This window comes from Clostridioides sp. ZZV15-6383 (assembly GCF_020657735.1).
GTDB lineage: Bacteria > Bacillota > Clostridia > Peptostreptococcales > Peptostreptococcaceae > Clostridioides > Clostridioides difficile_D.
In genome coordinates, this window is sequence record NZ_JAGWCV010000005.1 from 78,749 (window position 1) to 97,297 (window position 18,549).

General features: G+C 27.2%; 23 protein-coding genes and 1 pseudogene. 23 read left to right on the forward strand and 1 reads right to left on the reverse strand.

Features of this window, described 5'->3' with window-relative positions; genetic code table 11:
- Positions 1-44 precede the first annotated feature (44 nt).
- From KGF42_RS03750 to tnpA, 17 genes and pseudogenes are all read left to right on the forward strand, one after another.
- Positions 45-677, forward strand: a complete 633-nt coding sequence (locus tag KGF42_RS03750; RefSeq protein WP_227825772.1) for a hypothetical protein — start codon at positions 45-47, stop codon at positions 675-677.
- Between the two features lie 5 nt (positions 678-682).
- Positions 683-1,321, forward strand: coding sequence for a hypothetical protein (locus tag KGF42_RS03755; RefSeq protein WP_227825797.1), 639 nt, complete (start codon positions 683-685; stop codon positions 1,319-1,321).
- Between the two features lies 1 nt (position 1,322).
- Complete coding sequence (locus KGF42_RS03760; RefSeq protein WP_227825773.1) at positions 1,323-2,312, forward strand: hypothetical protein; 990 nt, start codon at positions 1,323-1,325, stop codon at positions 2,310-2,312.
- A 33-nt stretch (positions 2,313-2,345) separates the two neighbouring features.
- Positions 2,346-2,822 (forward strand): hypothetical protein, encoded by a 477-nt coding sequence (locus KGF42_RS03765; RefSeq protein WP_227825774.1) that lies wholly within the window; start codon positions 2,346-2,348, stop codon positions 2,820-2,822.
- Complete coding sequence (locus tag KGF42_RS03770) at positions 2,822-3,625, forward strand: hypothetical protein (RefSeq protein ID WP_227825775.1); 804 nt, start codon at positions 2,822-2,824, stop codon at positions 3,623-3,625. Before KGF42_RS03765 ends, KGF42_RS03770 begins: the two co-directional genes overlap by 1 nt.
- A 44-nt stretch (positions 3,626-3,669) precedes the next feature.
- Positions 3,670-4,488, forward strand: coding sequence for a hypothetical protein (locus tag KGF42_RS03775; RefSeq protein ID WP_009894841.1), 819 nt, complete (start codon positions 3,670-3,672; stop codon positions 4,486-4,488).
- Positions 4,489-4,568: 80 nt separating this feature from the next.
- Positions 4,569-5,372, forward strand: a complete 804-nt coding sequence (locus KGF42_RS03780; protein WP_227825776.1) for a phage tail domain-containing protein — start codon at positions 4,569-4,571, stop codon at positions 5,370-5,372.
- Between the two features lie 12 nt (positions 5,373-5,384).
- Entirely contained in the window at positions 5,385-5,597 is a 213-nt protein-coding gene (locus tag KGF42_RS03785) for a hypothetical protein (protein WP_227821712.1), read from the forward strand.
- Between the two features lie 23 nt (positions 5,598-5,620).
- Entirely contained in the window at positions 5,621-6,079 is a 459-nt protein-coding gene (locus tag KGF42_RS03790; RefSeq protein WP_227825777.1) for a hypothetical protein, read from the forward strand.
- Positions 6,080-6,520 carry a hypothetical protein gene (locus KGF42_RS03795; RefSeq protein WP_227825778.1) on the forward strand — a complete coding sequence of 147 codons (441 nt, stop codon included), beginning with the start codon at positions 6,080-6,082 and terminating at the stop codon, positions 6,518-6,520.
- Between the two features lie 90 nt (positions 6,521-6,610).
- On the forward strand, positions 6,611-6,742 hold the full coding sequence (locus tag KGF42_RS19780; RefSeq protein ID WP_255650921.1) for a hypothetical protein: 132 nt from the start codon (positions 6,611-6,613) through the stop codon (positions 6,740-6,742).
- Between the two features lie 92 nt (positions 6,743-6,834).
- Positions 6,835-6,984, forward strand: a complete 150-nt coding sequence (locus tag KGF42_RS03800) for a hypothetical protein (protein ID WP_227825779.1) — start codon at positions 6,835-6,837, stop codon at positions 6,982-6,984.
- 51 nt (positions 6,985-7,035) lie between these two features.
- Positions 7,036-7,203 (forward strand): hypothetical protein, encoded by a 168-nt coding sequence (locus KGF42_RS03805; protein WP_165478407.1) that lies wholly within the window; start codon positions 7,036-7,038, stop codon positions 7,201-7,203.
- Positions 7,204-7,287: 84 nt separating this feature from the next.
- Complete coding sequence (locus tag KGF42_RS03810) at positions 7,288-8,181, forward strand: type II toxin-antitoxin system PemK/MazF family toxin (protein ID WP_074145057.1); 894 nt, start codon at positions 7,288-7,290, stop codon at positions 8,179-8,181.
- A 744-nt stretch (positions 8,182-8,925) separates the two neighbouring features.
- Positions 8,926-9,330 (forward strand): BRO family protein, encoded by a 405-nt coding sequence (locus tag KGF42_RS03815; RefSeq protein WP_227825780.1) that lies wholly within the window; start codon positions 8,926-8,928, stop codon positions 9,328-9,330.
- Positions 9,331-9,529: 199 nt separating this feature from the next.
- Positions 9,530-10,882 carry an RNA-guided endonuclease IscB gene (iscB, locus tag KGF42_RS03820; protein WP_227825781.1) on the forward strand — a complete coding sequence of 451 codons (1,353 nt, stop codon included), beginning with the start codon at positions 9,530-9,532 and terminating at the stop codon, positions 10,880-10,882.
- Positions 10,869-11,269: pseudogene (gene tnpA / locus KGF42_RS03825) on the forward strand (IS200/IS605 family transposase). Before iscB ends, tnpA begins: the two are co-directional and overlap by 14 nt.
- A gap of 299 nt (positions 11,270-11,568) precedes the next feature.
- Here the strand turns inward: tnpA and KGF42_RS03830 are convergent.
- On the reverse strand, positions 11,569-11,979 hold the full coding sequence (locus KGF42_RS03830) for a helix-turn-helix domain-containing protein (RefSeq protein ID WP_227825782.1): 411 nt from the start codon (positions 11,977-11,979) through the stop codon (positions 11,569-11,571).
- A gap of 260 nt (positions 11,980-12,239) precedes the next feature.
- Between KGF42_RS03830 and KGF42_RS03835 the strand changes: the two genes are divergently transcribed.
- The 6 genes from KGF42_RS03835 (at position 12,240) to KGF42_RS03860 (ending at position 18,335) form a co-directional block, all read left to right on the forward strand.
- Positions 12,240-13,070, forward strand: coding sequence for a phage antirepressor KilAC domain-containing protein (locus KGF42_RS03835; protein WP_227825783.1), 831 nt, complete (start codon positions 12,240-12,242; stop codon positions 13,068-13,070).
- Between the two features lie 130 nt (positions 13,071-13,200).
- Positions 13,201-13,371: a ribbon-helix-helix protein, CopG family gene (locus tag KGF42_RS03840; protein WP_227825784.1), complete on the forward strand. Its 171-nt coding sequence runs from the start codon at positions 13,201-13,203 to the stop codon at positions 13,369-13,371.
- A gap of 121 nt (positions 13,372-13,492) precedes the next feature.
- A complete protein-coding gene (locus tag KGF42_RS03845) occupies positions 13,493-14,281 on the forward strand; it encodes a BRO family protein (protein WP_227825785.1) in 789 nt (262 codons plus the stop codon).
- Between the two features lie 320 nt (positions 14,282-14,601).
- On the forward strand, positions 14,602-15,789 hold the full coding sequence (locus KGF42_RS03850) for an ATP-binding protein (protein WP_227825786.1): 1,188 nt from the start codon (positions 14,602-14,604) through the stop codon (positions 15,787-15,789).
- Between the two features lie 20 nt (positions 15,790-15,809).
- Entirely contained in the window at positions 15,810-16,583 is a 774-nt protein-coding gene (locus tag KGF42_RS03855) for a hypothetical protein (RefSeq protein WP_227825787.1), read from the forward strand.
- A gap of 108 nt (positions 16,584-16,691) precedes the next feature.
- Positions 16,692-18,335: a hypothetical protein gene (locus KGF42_RS03860; RefSeq protein WP_227825788.1), complete on the forward strand. Its 1,644-nt coding sequence runs from the start codon at positions 16,692-16,694 to the stop codon at positions 18,333-18,335.
- Positions 18,336-18,549 lie beyond the last annotated feature (214 nt).

The window sequence follows — 18,549 nt, forward strand, 5'->3', positions numbered from 1 at the left end:
AAGGTGGTTATACACATTCTTTTTTTAATGGGAGGGAGATTATTATGGCAAAAGCTAAAAAAGAAAATATTTCTAAAACAGAGGTCAAAGCTAATACTTTAGAAAAGGATATAAAGTCTACTTTAAATAAAAAAGAAGCTAGATTAAATAGATTAGAGCTACAAAGAAAATTGAAACAAAAAAAACAGGAAATAGATATAGAAATAAAAAATATATCCACATGGGATGTTGATTATATTGACCCAAGAGAAAAACAACAAATTTTTTCTTTATCTAAAGTAGGTTCAAAAGATTCAACTGAATTTATAGATTTAGATACTCTTTATAGAATAGTAAGAAGAAGTCCGGGTTTTTTTGAAGAACATAGATTAATAATTTCGGATGTAGATTCTTTAGATGTTGAATGTACTCCAATGGACATAATAGATTTTCTAGGATTGAATAGTTTATATGAACATATAAGAAATCCTAATGAAGACTATTTAGAATATTTCTTATCTGATAAAGTTGATATAAATTCTTTTGAAAAAATATTAAATAAAAATAATGTTGAGTTAACAAGAAGATTAGCTGAGAGGGCAATAGATTTACATAAAAAGAAAAAGTTTGATTCTGGGCTAAAGGCTAAACTATTAGCTAAAAGAATTGGAATAGAAGATTTGTACTTGTTTAGTTAAAGGTGGTGGAATATTTGGGTACACCACTTGTAAAAATATATAAAAAGTTTTTGGATGGTATTAATGATGAAGAGATGTTATTACTATCAAATGAAATAATAGAAAAAATGATGTACAGTTATTTAGAAGATGCTATAGTTGATTTTAATCAATGTAAAAAAGATTTGACTATAAAACATGTTGATGAAAAAGGTGGAGAAATTATTCCTGCTGCTCAACTAAGTTATACATCTAATTATAGTAATAAAAATGCAGAGATAACTTTGATGGGAAAAGATACAAAAGAAGAATACGAATTAGATAAAGATTATACAATAAGCTTTGAAGATGAAAAATTTATAATAAGTTTTGTCGTAGAAACTACAGAAGAGATAATTTTCAAATACAAATATTTAGGAGAAATAGTATCTGATTTAGATTTAGAGGAAATTAAAATATTATCATATGGTATGCAAATACATTGGTTACAACCTAAGATAAATAGAGAAGAAAATTTAAAACAGATGCTAACTGATTCTGATTATAATGCTAAATCAGGTGCTAATATGTTGGCTAAACTTCAAGCAAGAGAAGAGCAATTGAGAACTAGATTTAATAAATATCAACAAAGATACATGCTAAAAAATTTTGAAGGATGGAACTAGCATGAGTTACTTAAGTGATACAAAAAAAAGAATTGGACTTGGCTGTTCAACTCCTAAAGAAAAAAGAATATTACAACTTAGATTAAGTTTTAAGAAATACCTAAAAGAAACACCAACCTGTATTGAAGTACCAATAACTGATATAGATGAAATTTGTATAACAGAAGATACTAAAAGAGCTATAGTTGCAATTAATGATATAACTAATAATGATAAAAGAGCTTTAGATGAAAAAAATCTATTAGTTGAATCTGATTTAGATGTAGATGTGGGTTGCTATCTTTTCTATGATAATTGTTATTGGTTAACTATATTTAAAGAACATAAAGAAATGGATACATATAAACATTTCATAATAAAAAGATGCAATCAATTCTTTAATTATAAATATAAAGGTCAGATGTATAAAATCCCTATAGCTGTTGAAAATTTAACCTTATATTCTGATGGTATGGCAGATAATAAATATACTTCTATCTCAGATACAAAAAGACAGCTTTATTTTGGAAGTAATCCTGTCACTAAAACTATAGATATTGACACTAGAATAATGTTAACTGGTAAAACTGTATTTAGAGTTACTAGTATTAATGACTTTGAGTATAATGGCAGAGAAACGGGGGCAGATGGTCTTATTAAGGCTATTTGTTTACAGGATGCATTGATTTCAAAAGATGATACAATAAATAATGTTGCTTGGAATGATTTATCTGAAAATGATAATATAATTATTCCTTTTAGTAAAATTATGGGGGATGGATTTATTAATCTAGGTGAAGAAAATGAATACAGAATAGACCATTCTCAAGGAGTTGAATGGCTCTTAGACAAGCAATACGAATCTTGTAATATAATTAATCAAGATGAGAAAAAATGTGTCATACAGGCTAATACATTAGCTAAGTATTCTGGCTTAGAAGCCTTTCTATTGGCTAAAGATAAAGATGCAAATGAAATAATAGATACTAAAAAGATAACACTAAGGGGGTAGATATTATTAGCTTATATGGCTTTCCCTAACAAGATGATAAGTAATATTGGAACAACTCTAATGTCAAATCAAAACTTCGCTAAGTTTATGATTTATAATGATGAATCCCAAAAAGATATTTTATCCATGCCTGATATAAAAAATCCAGTTAAAGAGCTTAGAAACAAGAAAGTATTTCTAAATAGAAGAGTAGAAAAAGTATTAAAAGAAGCAGATATATCAGTTTTTATAATAATGACAGAGTATAGACCATGTTCTGAAGGAAGTAGGACAGTTAAAAAAACAAAGATAGAAATTGGTGTTGTTTGTCATGATGAATGTCAGGATACAGCAAATGGTCTAAGAGATGTTGCATTGGTGTGTTGTATAGTTGATATTATAACTCAAAATGAGGAAATAGCTGGTATAGGTAAGATTAAGCTAGAAAATGTATATCAAATGTATAATTTAAATACTGATTATAATGGATTTGTTATAACTGTATCTGCTGAAAGTTTTGGTGATATGTAATGTTAGAGAATTATTATATTACAGGACTACCAATAGTTTTAAATAATATGATGGGTACTATATATCAACCAACTATCGAAGAACTTGTTAAACTTGATATGGTTAACTTAGAGATAGTGAATCCATTTTTAATACTTGAGAAAAGTTATTCTCAGCTATGTAACGAGGAATCATTTGAACTAAAATGTAAATATGACACTATACCCATCTTGGATTTAATGATGTTAACATCAAGGAAAGATTCTTCTGAGAAAATTGAATTACTTAGTGATAAGATAAAAAAATCTTTATCTATATTATATAAAACTGATATTAGAAATATTGAGTATATGAATAATATTAAAATTGGTATTTTAATTAAATTTGATGATAAAAAGAAAAATGCTTTTATAAGTAGAGAGGATTTTGGACTAGTATCAGATTTAATTTTAGAGATGTTTTGTATTGATAAAAAGAATTTATTTAAAGATGATGAAGATAAGTGGATTGAAAATACTGGCTCTGAAAGAGAAAAACAGTTGATTGCACACTTTAAAGAGAAGGAAAGAAAGAAAAGAGAAAAAGAAGCATACCATTTATGTGATTATATAAATATAGTTCAAAATATAAATGGATATATAGAAATAGATGTGATTTTAAAAATGACTTATTGGCAATTAATTAATGTTTATAAGACTAAGATACAATTTAAAAACTATAATGAAAGTTTAGGCTATGCATGGTCATTTAAATATCAAACAGATATGGATAAAATGAAGCATTGGTCTAAAGAGATAAAAATACCACTTAGCACTGTTAAATAGCAGTGCTATTTTTTATGCAAAAAATGAGAGGATGATTTTATAATATGAAAAGATTTGCAGTGAAAGATGCAGGTAATGTAATAGTAAAAAATAAAGTAACAGGAGAAGTATTGTTTTATTCACAGGATTTAAATGCTTTTAATTTTAAGATGGATTCAGAATCAGTTTATGCAAAAGCTAAAGGTGCAAATACAATAGCTTTTGATGGAGCAATAACAGCAAGTTTAACAATGGAACAAGAAGTAATACAAATGGCACAATTAGCGATGTTATTATCTTCTGATATAGATGAAAAAACTGCAAAGGTTGGGAAAAGAAAAGTATTAACATCTGATAGTACTAAGAAAGTTACTTTAGAAAATATAAAGCCAGTTGCAAATAGCATATCTGTATATAGTATAGAAAGTGATGGAATATCTATAATTAAGAAATTACAATTCACTTCATCAGTTACAGGAGCTAATACAGAAATAACAATATCTACAGCCGATTTTAATGCGGGAGATAAAGTAGCAGTATTCTATTTAGAAGAAATACCAAAAGCAAAAGTTGTAAAAATAAAAGAAGAATCTACTGCACCAAATTACGTTGTAGAAGCTGAGGTAATGGTTAAAACTGTGGATGGTGAATATATGGTTTTATACATGAGTGTTCCAAATGCAAAAGCACAAAGAAGTATAGAGTTAAATCTTACTGCTGAGAATCCATCTGGATTTAATATGACATTAGATGTTTTACCAGATGAAAATAAAGAGTATGCTACATTCACATTTATAGGAGATGAAAATCTTAATCCTGCTAGAATGGCTTCAATGCTAGGTGTTGAATTAGAAGATGAAAAAGATACTAAACCTAAGAAATAGTAAAATGCCCTACTCTTAATTGAGTAGGGATTATTTTTTTACGTTTAAATGTGGTTTTAATCGGATTTGAACTTAAAAAAATGAAAGAAGGTGATAAATTGGTATTTTTAGATGATAAGTTTTTATTTGATAATGTTTCAAGTGAATCTATGAACATCAAATTAGTTACATTAGGTGATGATGAAATACTGAATGAATATGGATTGCCTTATGAAGAAGCAATTAAATCTGATATCAGTTTTAATAAAAATCCTTGTTACAGTGAAGATGAAACTACTATAGAACCTATAACATTACAATTCTGTTTATGTAGCGAACATGGGGAGGCTTATGAATGGGATGATTATACGCTAGAAAACATATGTAATTGGTTTTGGCAGAGAGAATTTAAACCTTTTATCAGTTATGACAATATAGAAGAAATATACTATTTCAAAGCGAGAAAGATAATAAAAAGATATACAAAAGATAAAAAAGGTGTATTAGAAATAGAGTTTCAACCATATACAAATTATGCTTATAGAAGCTTTCAAAAAGTCATAACTATCAAGGATACAAGGGAAATTAAACTAAATAATGTGTCTAATGTAGATGAAGAATATGCTCCAGTAATTGATATTGAATGTCTAAAAGAAGGAGATATAACAATTAGAAACTCCACTATCAGCGATAATGAAGAAGACAATTTAGTTATAAGTGGATTAGAATTAAATGAAAAAATAACAATAGATAATTTATACTATACTGTTTTAAATAGTTCTGGTGAGAATAGGTTTAATATTGTTAATAGAAAGTGGATTAGGTTAAGAAGAGGTGTAAATATATTGAAGTTTACTGGAAACTGTAAAGTTTCTATTAAGTGTAAATATCCAATAATAAAATAAGGGAAGGTAAAGATGAGAATTTTAGAATTAAGTGTTGATGAATATAAGCAATTAGAAAATATAAAAGATTCATACTCTAGTAAAGTAGATGAATATGGACTTATCATTAAGGATACAACATTTCGATGTAATGATGATGAATTTATTAATATAAAAATACATAAGAACAAACTATTAATGACAAAGGATTTTATTTGTTTTTATGTAAGACCTATAAATCAATAATAAAATAAAGGGAGAACGATAATATGAATAAAATACAAGTAGATAAATTAATGAAAGATGAGATAAGAGCAATAATACCATTTACAGATGAGAATGGAAAAGAAGAATATATAGAAGTTAGAAATCCTGATAAGGAGACTAAAGAAGAAATATTAAATAAAATATGGATTGGTATGGAGAATCCTGATTTAGCATTGTCCCAAGAAGATATTCTTAAAATGTTGATTGATAAATTGACTAATATAGAATTAAATATTGAAATAGAAGATTTAGTAGATAGCAATATATCTAGTGAATTAGAAACTGTGATGTATCACATATGTCAAATAGGAAATGAATTAACTGCATCTTTATTAATGAACACTGATGTTAAATTAGGTCAGATGAAGAATGAGATATTACAAGACAGGGTTTTAAAAGAAATTGAAGAAACTGAAGAAATTGAAAAAATGAATAATATTAAAGACAAGGTGGTGAATTAAATGGTATTTAAATCATTAGATGAACTAGTTGCCTATACAAAAAATAAGATTGCTGCATCTATGCCAAAAGTTGGAAAAGAAATGAAAGAAATTATGAAAGAAGAAGTAAATAAACAGGTTTATTCTGGTTATACTCCAGTTGGAGAATGGAATCCTAATGTTTGGGGAGGTAGAACAGGACAATTATTAGATGCTATAGATGTCACAGAACTCTCTTCTAATTCTGTCACTTCAGAGATACAAAATAATGGAAATTGGGTGGATGCATTTACACGTAATTCAGCATTTCCAATGGAAAGATTAGAAAAGGGGAAAGTCTGGGGTGTTGGCGGATATAGACCTCAAACAAATATAATGGAAGAGAGTAATTCTAAAGCACAAGAGAGAGTTCCTAAATGTTTTAAATCAACTATGAATGGACTGGGAGTGCCAGTAGAATAAATATTTTATCTTTGTCGAATTTTAACGGTTTGAACATAATATATTGACCGATATGATAAAATCATAGAATATTTTATGGGGAAATATATTATGTTTAAGAAAAAGTTAATAACTGTAGTAATGAGTATAACTATGATTAGTGTAGGAAGTTTTTCATATGCTCATTCAGGAAGAACCGATTCATCAAGAGGTCATTGTGATAACAAAATAAGTCTTGTTTAGGAAGTTATCACTATCATTGTGGTGGATATCCAACTCATTTACATAAGAATGGGGTTTACCCTTATACTGGAGATGGAAATAGTTCTGGAACAATGATTTTAGTAAACAATGAAGAGAAGCAAAAGAAACCTGTTGGAGAAAAAGGATATAATCAAGGATACGAGGATGGTTATAAAGAAAACTATAGTTCATCAAGTTATAGTGGAGATTATAGCGATACATATGAATTAAAGTACTCATAAGGATATGAAAAAGGCAAGGCTAAATTAGAGGAAGAAGAAAAGGCAGATGAAGTGGCTGGATATAATTTAGGACTTACAGGTGCTAAACCTAATAATACTTATGAAAAAGAAGTTTTGAAAAGTGCTTATGATACTGGATATTCAACTGGATACAATGAATATAAGACTAAATGGAAATATAAATTTTACATCAACATATCAAAGTTTTATATAGAATAAGTTTATGGTTTTTTGAAATATGGATATATATGTAAGTTTATAGTATAATTAATTAGATTATACTATAAATAGGGGGAAAAGTAATTGGGGGATTTAATTTTAAAAAAGGATGTAGAAAATTTAAAATTACTTGATTCAATAATTCGTACAACGAATATACATTCTATTAAACCATATAAAAGTAAGGCAGGATATGAACCTATACTAAAAAAAGGATATATTGTTCAGTGTAATTTTACTGGTCTTGGTAATGAACTAGATTTTTTACATTTTGCGGTAGTTTGGAATTCAAGTTCTTGTGAAGAAACTATAAATATTTTACCATTAACAAGCAAAAAAAAAGAAAATTCTTTAAGAACGCTTTTTTTGGGTAAAATAGAAGGTTTTATAACAAAGGATGATAATAATAATTATGTTAATAAAAACAGTTATGTATATATAAGTAAGATGATGGAAGTGTCAAGAAAAAGAGTTAAGTTAATATATAAGCAAAATAATAATGGAAAATTTCAAAAAATGGATGAAAGATTAATTCCTCTTAGTATAGATGAAAAATATATAAAGCCCATCTCAGATTGTATAAAATTGTTTTATATTAATGAAGGTGATTACTTAGTCGATATTTTAATAAATATGAGAAGTGATTATTTTTTAGATATAGATGAATTAAAAGATAATAAGATATTAAATTTGGGATATAGATATATTGAACATTTCAAGGAACATACTATTGATGAAAAGAAAATAATTATATGTTTTATTGATGGAGAAAGATATTCTTTAGTAATGAGAAAGTTAAATGAATCAAATTGGAATAAGTTTAAATCTGAAAATCATAGAAGATTATATGATTCAGTGATATATACAAAAAACAATATTGAAAGAAGAAAGTACATAATTTTGAGTTTATTTTCAAATAATAATATCAAAGTTAATGAATCAAAAAAAATAATAAAAAACATATTTAAAGAAGATTGATTTATAGTATGTTGTATGTTATAATATAAGTGTCCAGATGGATGGTTTAGATTATTTTCAGCCTAGATAGGCGGTTTAGAATTATTAATAATGAAATTTTAAAAGATACTTTCTTTGAGAGGGTATCTTTTTTTATTGTAAAAATATGACCTCACATATGTGTTTCTAAGGCTTTGTAAAAATGGTTACTTGTTTATACCTTAATTGCTTAGAATCGAACATAAGAGGTTGATTTTTATGATTGAAAGTATTGGAATTTCAACAAGTGTTCCTGAGAGGAACACTTTGTTTGGTGTTTAGCCACCATAAGAGCTTATTTTGATGTTTGAGTGGTTACCACTTTGAGTTTGATAGGATTGAGGAGCTATTACTTGAGAGTAGATGATTTACTGGAATGATTTATCATGTGAATTAAATTCCGTAGCTTCTAACTAGCCTTAAATTTAAAATTTAAAAATATTAAAAGTTTTTATATAATTAAAAAGTGGTTCTTTCTGTTTTATATCATAATTCAATAGTATTATATAGTAATTAAATTTGAACAACTTATAAATATAATTTCTGAAAGATTATGTATTAACAAATATATCTGAAATGTTCCATTTTAAATATACTTGAAGTATACTAATGTTAAAAGTTTTTAAAAAAGTATTGAGAACAGAGAAGTTTTATAGTATTATAAAAGTATAGTAAGAACAGAGAAGGAATTTTTATGTTTTTCAATTTAATTAGGGAGGATTTTTTATGAGTAACAACTTAATGATATTTGAAGGGAAAGAAGTTGAAGTGTTTGAATTTAAAGGAAAGATTTTATTTAATCCTAAGCATGTAGCAAAATGTCTAGAACTAAGTGAAAGTGCAACAAGAAACCATTTGTCTAAAATGAATAGTAAACAAGCTATATTATTAAGAAATTCAGATGTCCTTATCTCGGACATCCGAAAATTAAATAATGCAGGAGAGAAATTTCTTACTGAAAGTGGAGTATATAAACTAATATTTAAATCAAGAAAAGAAGAAGCTGAGAGATTTCAAGATTGGGTAACTGATGAGGTGTTACCAACTATAAGAAAAACTGGTACATATAATATGAATCATGATAATGTCAACTGCCAACTACCCTTTAGGGTAGTAGCTTGTAAAAGCTAGTTGAATAGCCTGAGTTTACACTACGTTATGTAAGAATATATAGGTACTTTAGGATACTTCTCTAGTCCTAAACTCTACGGTATATCATTAAACATCACTGATGGCAGGTGAAGTGTGGTATATTTAAAACCTTTCATAACATTGGCGAAGAGAGCTTACCACCGTAAGGTGAGGTTAAATTATCTGAAAGGATTATACTATGGTATATGTAATTAATTTTGAAGGAAAACCATTAATGCCTACTACTAATGCAAAGGCTAGAAAATTATTAAAACAAAAGAAAGCTACTGTTAAAAGAGTTAATCCATTTATTATACAATTATTATATAAGACAGATACTGAATATATTCAAAATATAACATTAGGGATAGATAGTGGATATTTAAATATAGGATTTTCAGCTATAACAGAGAGTAAAGAATTAATAGTTGGAGAAGTAAAATTGCTTCAAGGTATAAAAGATAGATTATTAGAAAAAAGTCAGTATAGAAAAATTAGGAGACAAAGATTAAGATATAGAAAACCTAGATGGAACAATAGAAAAATAAGACAAGGATGGTTAGCACCAAGTTTACAACATAAATTGGATACTCATGTTAAATTTATAGATTATCTTAATACTATATTGCCTATCAGAAATATAGTATTAGAGGTTGCTAATTTTGATATACAAAAAATCAAGAATCCTGATATATCTGGTGTAGAATATCAACAGGGAGAACAAATGAGCTTTTGGAATGTAAGGGAATATGTACTTCACAGAGATGGACACAAATGTCAAAATCCTAATTGTAAGAATAAGAGTAAAGAACAGATATTAGAAATTCATCATATTAAGTACAAGAGTGAGGGTGGTTCTGATGCTCCTAGTAATTTAATAACTTTGTGTAATAAGTGTCATACATCTCCTAATCATAAAAAGGGTAAATTTCTGTATGATTGGTGTGAAAATGGTAAAAAGGTCAGAGGTTTTAGAGATGCTACATTTATGTCAATGATAAGATGGTACTTATTGGAACAGTTGAAAGAAAAATATACTAACATTAAAGCAACTTATGGTTATTTGACTAAAAATCATAGAATTGAACATGGTATAGAAAAAAGTCATTTTAATGATGCTTTTGCTATAGCTAAAGGTGTTAATCAAGTTAGAAATTTAGAAATATTTAAAGTTGAACAGTCAAGATTAAATAATAGAAGTCTTGAAAAATTCTATGATGCTAAATATATAGATAATAGAACTGGTGAGAAGGTTTCCGCAAGTGAACTTAATTGTGGAAGAAGGACTAGAAACAAGAATTTAAATTTTGAAAATCTTAGAGTGTTCAGAGGTCAGAAAATATCTAAAGGTCAAAGAAGAATAAGGAAGCAAAAATCATTGTATCAGCCAAATGACCTGATTAAATATGATAGAAATGTTTATACAGTTAAAGGTAGTCAGAATGAGGGTAAATACATAGCTTTAAAAGAAATCAAAAAAGTACCAAATGTAAAACTAATTAAGCCATATATCTTTAAGAAGGGGTTAAATTGGAGTCATGGATTATATTAGTAGAAATCATTCTAAGTGTTTGTTATTGGTATATCTGATATTTGTATGTAAATACAGAAAAACTTGTTAATTAAATTTGGTGATGAAATTAAGCATATTCTTAGTGATATAGAAGAAGAAAAAGATTTAATCATGGTTGAAATGGAAGTTGATAAAAATCATGTGCATCTATTAGTTAAATACAAACCAACAGTTTCTATGTTGGAGATAGTAAGATGGTTTAAGCAAATTTCAACTTATAGAATTTGTCGAATTAATAATAATCAATTATACCTTAACAAATATTTCTGGAAGGAGAAGACCTTTTGGTCAGATGGATATTTTGCTTGTAGTATAGGGAATATTTCTAAAGAAACTATTGAAAGATATATACATAATCAGGGATAAGCTTACATCCACTAACCTAAAGGTATAGTGGTTTTACGCCTTATCTTATAAAACTACAGCTACTAAAATTTTTGCAAGATATGATGTAACTAAGTGGGAAGATATACCTGTATCTAAATTTAATGAGGTACATGCTCTGATTGACAGTTTGGAAGAAGTAGATGATATATATACTTGGAAGAATTAGAAAATCCCCAGTGTTAGGGATTTTAAAAATGGATAATTTTATGTTGTTTTATAGTTGTTTCAATGATGACATAAGTGTGACAAGTATAATTGTGAGAAGAGAAGAATGTATTTTAATCATCCTCTTTCTTATTATTAAAGATATTAATTATATTAATAATTGCTTCCAATTCATTGTTATTTAATTTCTGAGATTCTGAATATAACTTTTTTATAAGAACATCTTTTTGTTTAGATTTTATTGTTTCATTTATGGATTCATTAGTTATAATTTCATCTTCTCGAATAGGTGATAATCCAGCTATAGTTGCATTAACTGAGTAGTTTGTCTCAGAAAATCCTAAAAGATAATCAGTGGTAACATTAAAATATTGTGCTAATTTTATTAACGTAGATTGGTCTGCAAATCTTCTACCTTGTTCATACATACCTATTGTGCTTGCAGAAATACCTATCTCTTTACCTAATTCAGATTGTTTTAATTTTTTTTTAAGCCTTAATTCTTTCAATCTTTCTCCAAACATGATATCACTCCTTTCTTGTATTATACCACAAAAAAGGTGATATATAATATAATAAATCTTGACAACACAAAACGAATGATATATGATATAAATAAATCACACGATAAAGGTTATAAAACAACTAAATGTGTGAAATTAAAAAGATTCTACAAACTTTGCCGAGCAGTAGAACCTTTAATTAGATTGATATAATAATCAATAACACTAATTTTATTATATCAGTCTCTTAATAAAAATTCAAATAAAAGGGAGATGTGTGTATGAGTAATGAAAAAAGAAATGAAGTATTTACAAATGAACAGTTAGGTACAAGTGTTAGAACCATAAGTTATGAAGACGGAAGTATAGGTATTAATGCTGAAGACACAGCTATAGGATTTGGATGGTGCAAGGTAGAGAGAAAAGGTGAAAAAGAATATAAATCAGTAAGATGGAAAAGAATGAATGATTTTTCTAAGGAGTTTGGTTTCGACCACTTGTGGGCGAAAGATGATTACATACCAGAATCATTGTTTTACATGTTAGGAATGAAAGCTAAAAATGAAGCAGCATTAAAATTTCAAAAATGGTTAGCTACAGATGTAATACCAACTATCCGTAAACATGGAGCATATCTAACTGACACAAAGATAGAAGAAATATTATCTAATCCAGACACAATCATAAGACTTGCCACAGACCTAAAAGAAGAGAGAGAAAAGAGAAAAGCTTTAGAGGTAACAAATAATAAGCAACAGCAAATCATAGGTGAACTTAAACCAAAGGCAGATTATACAGACTTAATACTTAGAAATAAAGGGTTGGTGACTATTACTCAAATAGCTAAAGATTATGGAATGAGTGGTAAAGCTATGAATAAGAAACTACATGAGTTAGGAATTCAATTCAAGCAGAGCGGACAATGGCTGTTGTATAGCGATTATCAAGCTAAAGGATATACTCACTCAGAAACAATAGATATTGTAAAGGCTGATGGAACTCCTGATATTAAAATGAATACTAAGTGGACTCAAAAAGGAAGATTGATGATATATAAGAAATTGAAATCTATTGGAGTATTACCTATTATAGAACTTGAAGAAGTTTGTTAGATGAATGACATGAGAGATGAACTAAAAAGATTAATTGATTTAAAAAATCAGAAAAATTTGGATAATACATTGATTTTTGAGTTCCAAAACTATATAATCCAATTATGGAACTCAAAAGTGAGGTGATGATATGAGTCCTAAAAAAATGGGAAGACCTGTTGTTGGAAGCCCTAAGACAAATGACATTAAGGTTAGAGTGGATAATGAAACTCATAAAAAATTAGAGGAGTACTGCAAAAAAAATAACCTTACAAAAGCAGAGGCTATACGTCAGGGAATCCATTTACTTTTACAAAAATAAAATAAAAAGTAGCCCACACACCGACCAAAGCAAATGGACTACTTTATACAAGAAGTTATTCTCTATGAAATATTCTATCATAGAGTGATACTTCTTACAATCAATTTAGGGAGGATTTTATATGATGAATAATTTAGAATTAGTTAAATCAGAAAATTTTGGAAGAGTACAGTGTAATTTTTATGAAAATGATACTAAAGACATATTAATGACTAGAGAGCAAATAGGAATGGCTTTAGAATATTCAGAACCAAGAATAGCAATAAGCAAAATACATGAACGTAATAAAGATAGACTTGATAAATTTTCAACTGTAGTCAAGTTGGTTACAGTTGAGGGGAATAGAGAAGTACTAAGAGATACTATAGTTTATAATACAAAAGGAGTAATGGAGATATGCAGATATAGTAGACAGCCCAAAGCAGATGATTTTATGGACTGGGTATGGGATGTTGTAGATACTATAAGAAAAACTGGTTCATATGATATGAATATAAATAATTTAGAAAAAACAGTTGCTCCAATGATATTCAATGGTATACTTGCTGGGATAAAACAAGTTGCAATAGAAAATGATAAAAAAATAGATAGTAGATTTAATAAGATAGAAACTAAGTTAGACAAGAAATATAAAAAACAAGATAAGCAATTCCAAGAGATTAAAGAAATGATAGGCTTTAAGACTAAAAATACTATGATGTTATCTAAATTACTAAAAGCAAAGTTATCAGAAATAGAAGGCCACGATATTAATGCTTATAACTATACATATAGAACAGCAGTTACAAGATTATTTTCAAAATATAATGTGACTAAGTGGGAGGATATACCAGTTACTAAATTTAACGAGGTTCATGCCATGATAGATGGAATAGAAAGTATGGAAGATGTATATACTTGGACTCATTAGGAGGGTAATATGAGAGATGAATTGAAAAGGTTAATTGATTTGTTGGATGATGGTTTTGTAGGGATAGTATATTCTTTTGTGTCTGTGTTTTTTAAGTAATTATATGGAAGGTGATTTAGAATGGAATTAGATTTAGTTGATTAAATATATGGTGGAATAGTATGTATTATACATGTTAAAGTACTTTTAACTATAAATAAGTACTTTAACATACTTAAAATATACTTAAATATGTATAAGACAACTTAAATATGTTAATATATAAAATAAAGAATAAATTTATATATTATAATAGATATTTGATGAATGGAAGTGATAAAATGAATAGATTATTGGCAGAACAAGTTTTTAAGCCAGGTGCTTTTCCGGAATATACATATGTATCAAGAAAATCAACTGATTTAGATATAGACTATGAACTTAGACTAAGACAAGCTTTAAAGGTTTCTGGTTATTTGACTTCTATAATTGGGCCATCTAAGATGGGTAAGACTGTTTTATGTGAAAAAGTTATAGCTTTAGAAAATCTTATAGAAATGTCGGGAGTAGATTTTAAAGATAGCGAAGATTTTTGGAACATTATAGGAGTGAAAGTGGGTTTATCTGTTAGTGGAGAATTTGGAGAGGTAAATCTAAAGGGAAATATGGAATCAAAAAAAGAAATTAATAAATCTGAAAAATTTGTATTAAATAAAGACAGAGTAATCGAATATTTTAAAGATAATGGATTAGTGTTAGTACTTGATGATTTTCATTATGCTTCAGAAGATGTTCAAATACATATAGCTCAGCAATTGAAAGATGCTATAAGAAAAGAGTTTAAAGCAATAGTAATATCACTTCCTCATAGAGCAGATGATGCTATAAGAAAAAATGCAGACTTGACAGGTAGGATTAATTCAATAAACATAGAACCTTGGAAGGAATCAGAGCTAGAACAAATTGCAATAAAAGGATTTCGAGAACTGGGTATAAATATAAAAAGCGATATATCGAGAAAGATATCTATAGAAAGTTTAACCTCTCCTCAATTAATGCAGTATATATGTTTAAGCATATGCACATTAATAGATTCAGATGCGGGAAATATTAAAGAAGTACCAGAAGATGTTTTGGAAATAGCATATAAGTTTACAACTATAAATTTAAATTATAATGATGTTGTAAAAATACTAAAGGAAGGCCCTAATCCAAGAGGAAATAAGAGAAAGTTGTATAAAACTAATATAGATAAAGAACTAGATATATACGGATTAATAGTAGAATCTATAAGGAAAAATCCTCCTTTAGTTGGATTAACATTAGATGAACTTAAAAGAAGAATAGATGATTTAATTATATGTGATATAAAAAAGCCAGATAAAAAAACCATTAGAGAATCACTTAATAAAATACAAAACATTATAACTGAAAAGGATGGTATTTATAAAGTACTAGAATGGAAAGATAATGTAGTTCATATTTTAGACCCATTATTTTTATTTTATCTGAGATGGGGAACATATTAATTAGAATGGGGTAAATTAAATTGAGTCAAAAAGTAGAATTAATTTCAAACTTGCTTAATGAATTAGAAGCAATGAGTGATATAAGACTAATTAAAGAGTATATAGACAATATAGATAGTTTAAATATTCCTTTTAGCCAAACTGAAAAATCTGATATTGATAGATTATTGATGTATCAAGAAAATGATTTTTCTAATATGGCTACTAGAAAAAGTATCTTATCTGCTAAGTCTAGGTTAACTACTTACTTAAGGTCATTGTTAAATAACATTGAAAATAAAACTAATTTAAGTAATATGGGTGTATTTACTGAAGATGTCGCTAAAATGATTATAAGAAATGTGCTGAGTAATTTCTATATGCATATATATGAAATGTATGAAGCTAATACTCATGGGAAGGCACATATAACTAAAGATAAATTAAATGATATAAAAATAGGAAATGAATATGATGTTCAGAGGATTTTATATTCAATTATAAAACCTATTTTTCCAGACTCAAGAGTAGAGGTCAGTGATGATACAGGAAATGCGTCCATTAGATATGATATATTTATAGAACAATATGACTTAGTTATAGAAGTTAAGTGTTCTAGAGAATCTATGACTGAAAAGAAGCTAACAGAAGAAATAGGTTCAGATGGATTTCACTATAACTATAAGAATATATTTTTCTTTATATATGATAAAAATAGAGTTATAAAAAATAAATTAGCATTTGTTAATACATATACTAGATGTGATGAAAATAAAAATATAGAAACAATAGTTATTCAACCTATAAATCTATAAATCAATTTAGGGTATTTTCATTTAAATCTACATGATAGACTACATAGAGGTGATTTAGGATAAAAGGAAGGTAATTTAGGTTACCTTCCTTTTGGAGAAGGTGAGATTATGGTTAAAGATGTTAAGTTGAAGAAGGGTATGTGGAGAGATGAAGTTAATAGGTTGTTGAAGGAAAATGAAGTTGATTTAGAGTTGGTTGATGAGGTATATGGTGGAGTGTTAGAGGTTAGTAATTGGAAATGTAAATGTGGAGAAGAATTTAAAAGAGTTTGGAATAATATTAAAAATAGAAAATCTACGAAGTGTGAAAAATGTAGTAGAGGGGTAAAAGCAAAATACAATAATTTACAAGAAGTAATTTTAACTAAAAATATGGATGTAACACAAGTAAACAAATTAATAGCAAAATGGATATTGTTGTCTGATGAAGAGTTTAAAGGAAGTAAATATAATCATGATTGGAAATGTAAATGTGGAAATCCTATAAAAAATAGAAGATGGACTGATATAAAAGGTAAAAATATTTATAAATGTAATGATTGTAATAAAAAAAAGACTGAACATAAATATAAATATCAAGTGGAAAAAGATGGGGAGTATGAATACATAAAAAATTTTAGAGCCGGAGAAATACTTCCTAATGGAAAACAGGCAAATAGAGTGTATTTACAAATAAAGCATAAATATTGTGGAAATACATATGAGGTATCTGTAAGTCATTTTATAAATAGAAGAGATGGATGTCCTAAATGTTGCCAAAAATATGAAAATAGTTTTGCATATTATATAGAACAAGAATTAGAAGAAAAATTAGAAAAGTATTGGGATTCTGAAAAAAATACATCTAATCCTTATCATATTAGCAAATGTACAAAAGAAAAGGTATGGATTAAATGTACAAAAACTGAATATCATAATTCATATAGCAGTACTTGTTATAATTTTATTAATGGTAATAGATGTCCATATTGTACATCAAAAAAAATACATCCTAAAGATTCATTCGCACAATATTGTATTGATACTGTAGATAAAAATTTTATGAATAACTATTGGAGTATAAAAAATAGAATAAATCCATTTTTTTTAAGTAAAAATTCTTCTAAAAAAGTTTGGATTGTATGCCAAGAAAAAAAATACCATAAAGATTATGAAGTTAGTTGTGATAATTTTATAAAAGGTAAGAGATGTGGATATTGTAGACCCCAAAGTGGGAAAAAAATTCATTTTAGAGATTCTTTTGGATACAATAATTTTGACAAGGTACTCTCATGGCATGGAGATAATAATTTATCTCCATTTAGAGTGACTTTAAATAGTAACAAAAAATATAAATTTATTTGTCCTAAATGTAGTGCTGTTTTTAAAAGAGCTATTCGTTATGTGAACACAAGAGGATGCTATTGTTTTAAATGCCTAAAGAGTGAAGGGGAGAAAAAAATTGAAGAATGGTTAATAAAAAAGAATATTAGCTATAAAGAACAAGTAGAGTTTAACAAATTAGTAGGTGTAAAAGGTGGAAACTTATCATATGATTTTTATTTACCTAAATACAAACTATTAATAGAATATCAGGGAGAATTTCATGATGGAACTGCAAATATGCAGACTGAAGAACAATACAAAAGACAACAAGAACATGATAGAAGAAAAAGGGAATATGCTACAACTAATGGATATGAGTTATTAGAAATATGGCATCAAGACTTTGATAATATAGAAGAAATATTAGATAGAAAAATAGGAAAATAAATGTAAAATTAAACCTCCATAAAAATTGACTTAATTGCTATAATGTGGTATCATATAAATATAATTATTAAATACGTTTCACAATGTACGGCTGAAACATTGTCATGTCACAAAGATGCTTCACAATGTGCAATAAAAAACATTGTTTTAAGTATGCTTTATTATTAAATTTAAGTCTATAATATGATATACTTAAATTACAAAGTAATGTTGA

What these genes read in the sequence shown, in the direction of transcription:
- KGF42_RS03750 (WP_227825772.1), top strand. Translation starts at nt 45, where the DNA reads ATGGCAAAAGCTAAAAAAGAAAATATTTCTAAAACAGAGGTCAAAGCT.
- KGF42_RS03760 (WP_227825773.1), top strand. Translation starts at nt 1,323, where the DNA reads ATGAGTTACTTAAGTGATACAAAAAAAAGAATTGGACTTGGCTGTTCA.
- KGF42_RS03765 (WP_227825774.1), top strand. Translation starts at nt 2,346, where the DNA reads ATGATAAGTAATATTGGAACAACTCTAATGTCAAATCAAAACTTCGCT.
- KGF42_RS03770 (WP_227825775.1), top strand. Translation starts at nt 2,822, where the DNA reads ATGTTAGAGAATTATTATATTACAGGACTACCAATAGTTTTAAATAAT.
- KGF42_RS03775 (WP_009894841.1), top strand. Translation starts at nt 3,670, where the DNA reads ATGAAAAGATTTGCAGTGAAAGATGCAGGTAATGTAATAGTAAAAAAT.
- KGF42_RS03780 (WP_227825776.1), top strand. Translation starts at nt 4,569, where the DNA reads ATGAAAGAAGGTGATAAATTGGTATTTTTAGATGATAAGTTTTTATTT.
- KGF42_RS03785 (WP_227821712.1), top strand. Translation starts at nt 5,385, where the DNA reads ATGAGAATTTTAGAATTAAGTGTTGATGAATATAAGCAATTAGAAAAT.
- KGF42_RS03790 (WP_227825777.1), top strand. Translation starts at nt 5,621, where the DNA reads ATGAATAAAATACAAGTAGATAAATTAATGAAAGATGAGATAAGAGCA.
- KGF42_RS03795 (WP_227825778.1), top strand. Translation starts at nt 6,080, where the DNA reads ATGGTATTTAAATCATTAGATGAACTAGTTGCCTATACAAAAAATAAG.
- KGF42_RS19780 (WP_255650921.1), top strand. Translation starts at nt 6,611, where the DNA reads ATGTTTAAGAAAAAGTTAATAACTGTAGTAATGAGTATAACTATGATT.
- KGF42_RS03800 (WP_227825779.1), top strand. Translation starts at nt 6,835, where the DNA reads ATGATTTTAGTAAACAATGAAGAGAAGCAAAAGAAACCTGTTGGAGAA.
- KGF42_RS03815 (WP_227825780.1), top strand. Translation starts at nt 8,926, where the DNA reads ATGAGTAACAACTTAATGATATTTGAAGGGAAAGAAGTTGAAGTGTTT.
- iscB (WP_227825781.1), top strand. Translation starts at nt 9,530, where the DNA reads ATGGTATATGTAATTAATTTTGAAGGAAAACCATTAATGCCTACTACT.
- KGF42_RS03830 (WP_227825782.1), bottom strand. Translation starts at nt 11,979, where the DNA reads ATGTTTGGAGAAAGATTGAAAGAATTAAGGCTTAAAAAAAAATTAAAA.
- KGF42_RS03835 (WP_227825783.1), top strand. Translation starts at nt 12,240, where the DNA reads ATGAGTAATGAAAAAAGAAATGAAGTATTTACAAATGAACAGTTAGGT.
- KGF42_RS03840 (WP_227825784.1), top strand. Translation starts at nt 13,201, where the DNA reads ATGAGTCCTAAAAAAATGGGAAGACCTGTTGTTGGAAGCCCTAAGACA.
- KGF42_RS03845 (WP_227825785.1), top strand. Translation starts at nt 13,493, where the DNA reads ATGATGAATAATTTAGAATTAGTTAAATCAGAAAATTTTGGAAGAGTA.
- KGF42_RS03850 (WP_227825786.1), top strand. Translation starts at nt 14,602, where the DNA reads ATGAATAGATTATTGGCAGAACAAGTTTTTAAGCCAGGTGCTTTTCCG.
- KGF42_RS03860 (WP_227825788.1), top strand. Translation starts at nt 16,692, where the DNA reads ATGGTTAAAGATGTTAAGTTGAAGAAGGGTATGTGGAGAGATGAAGTT.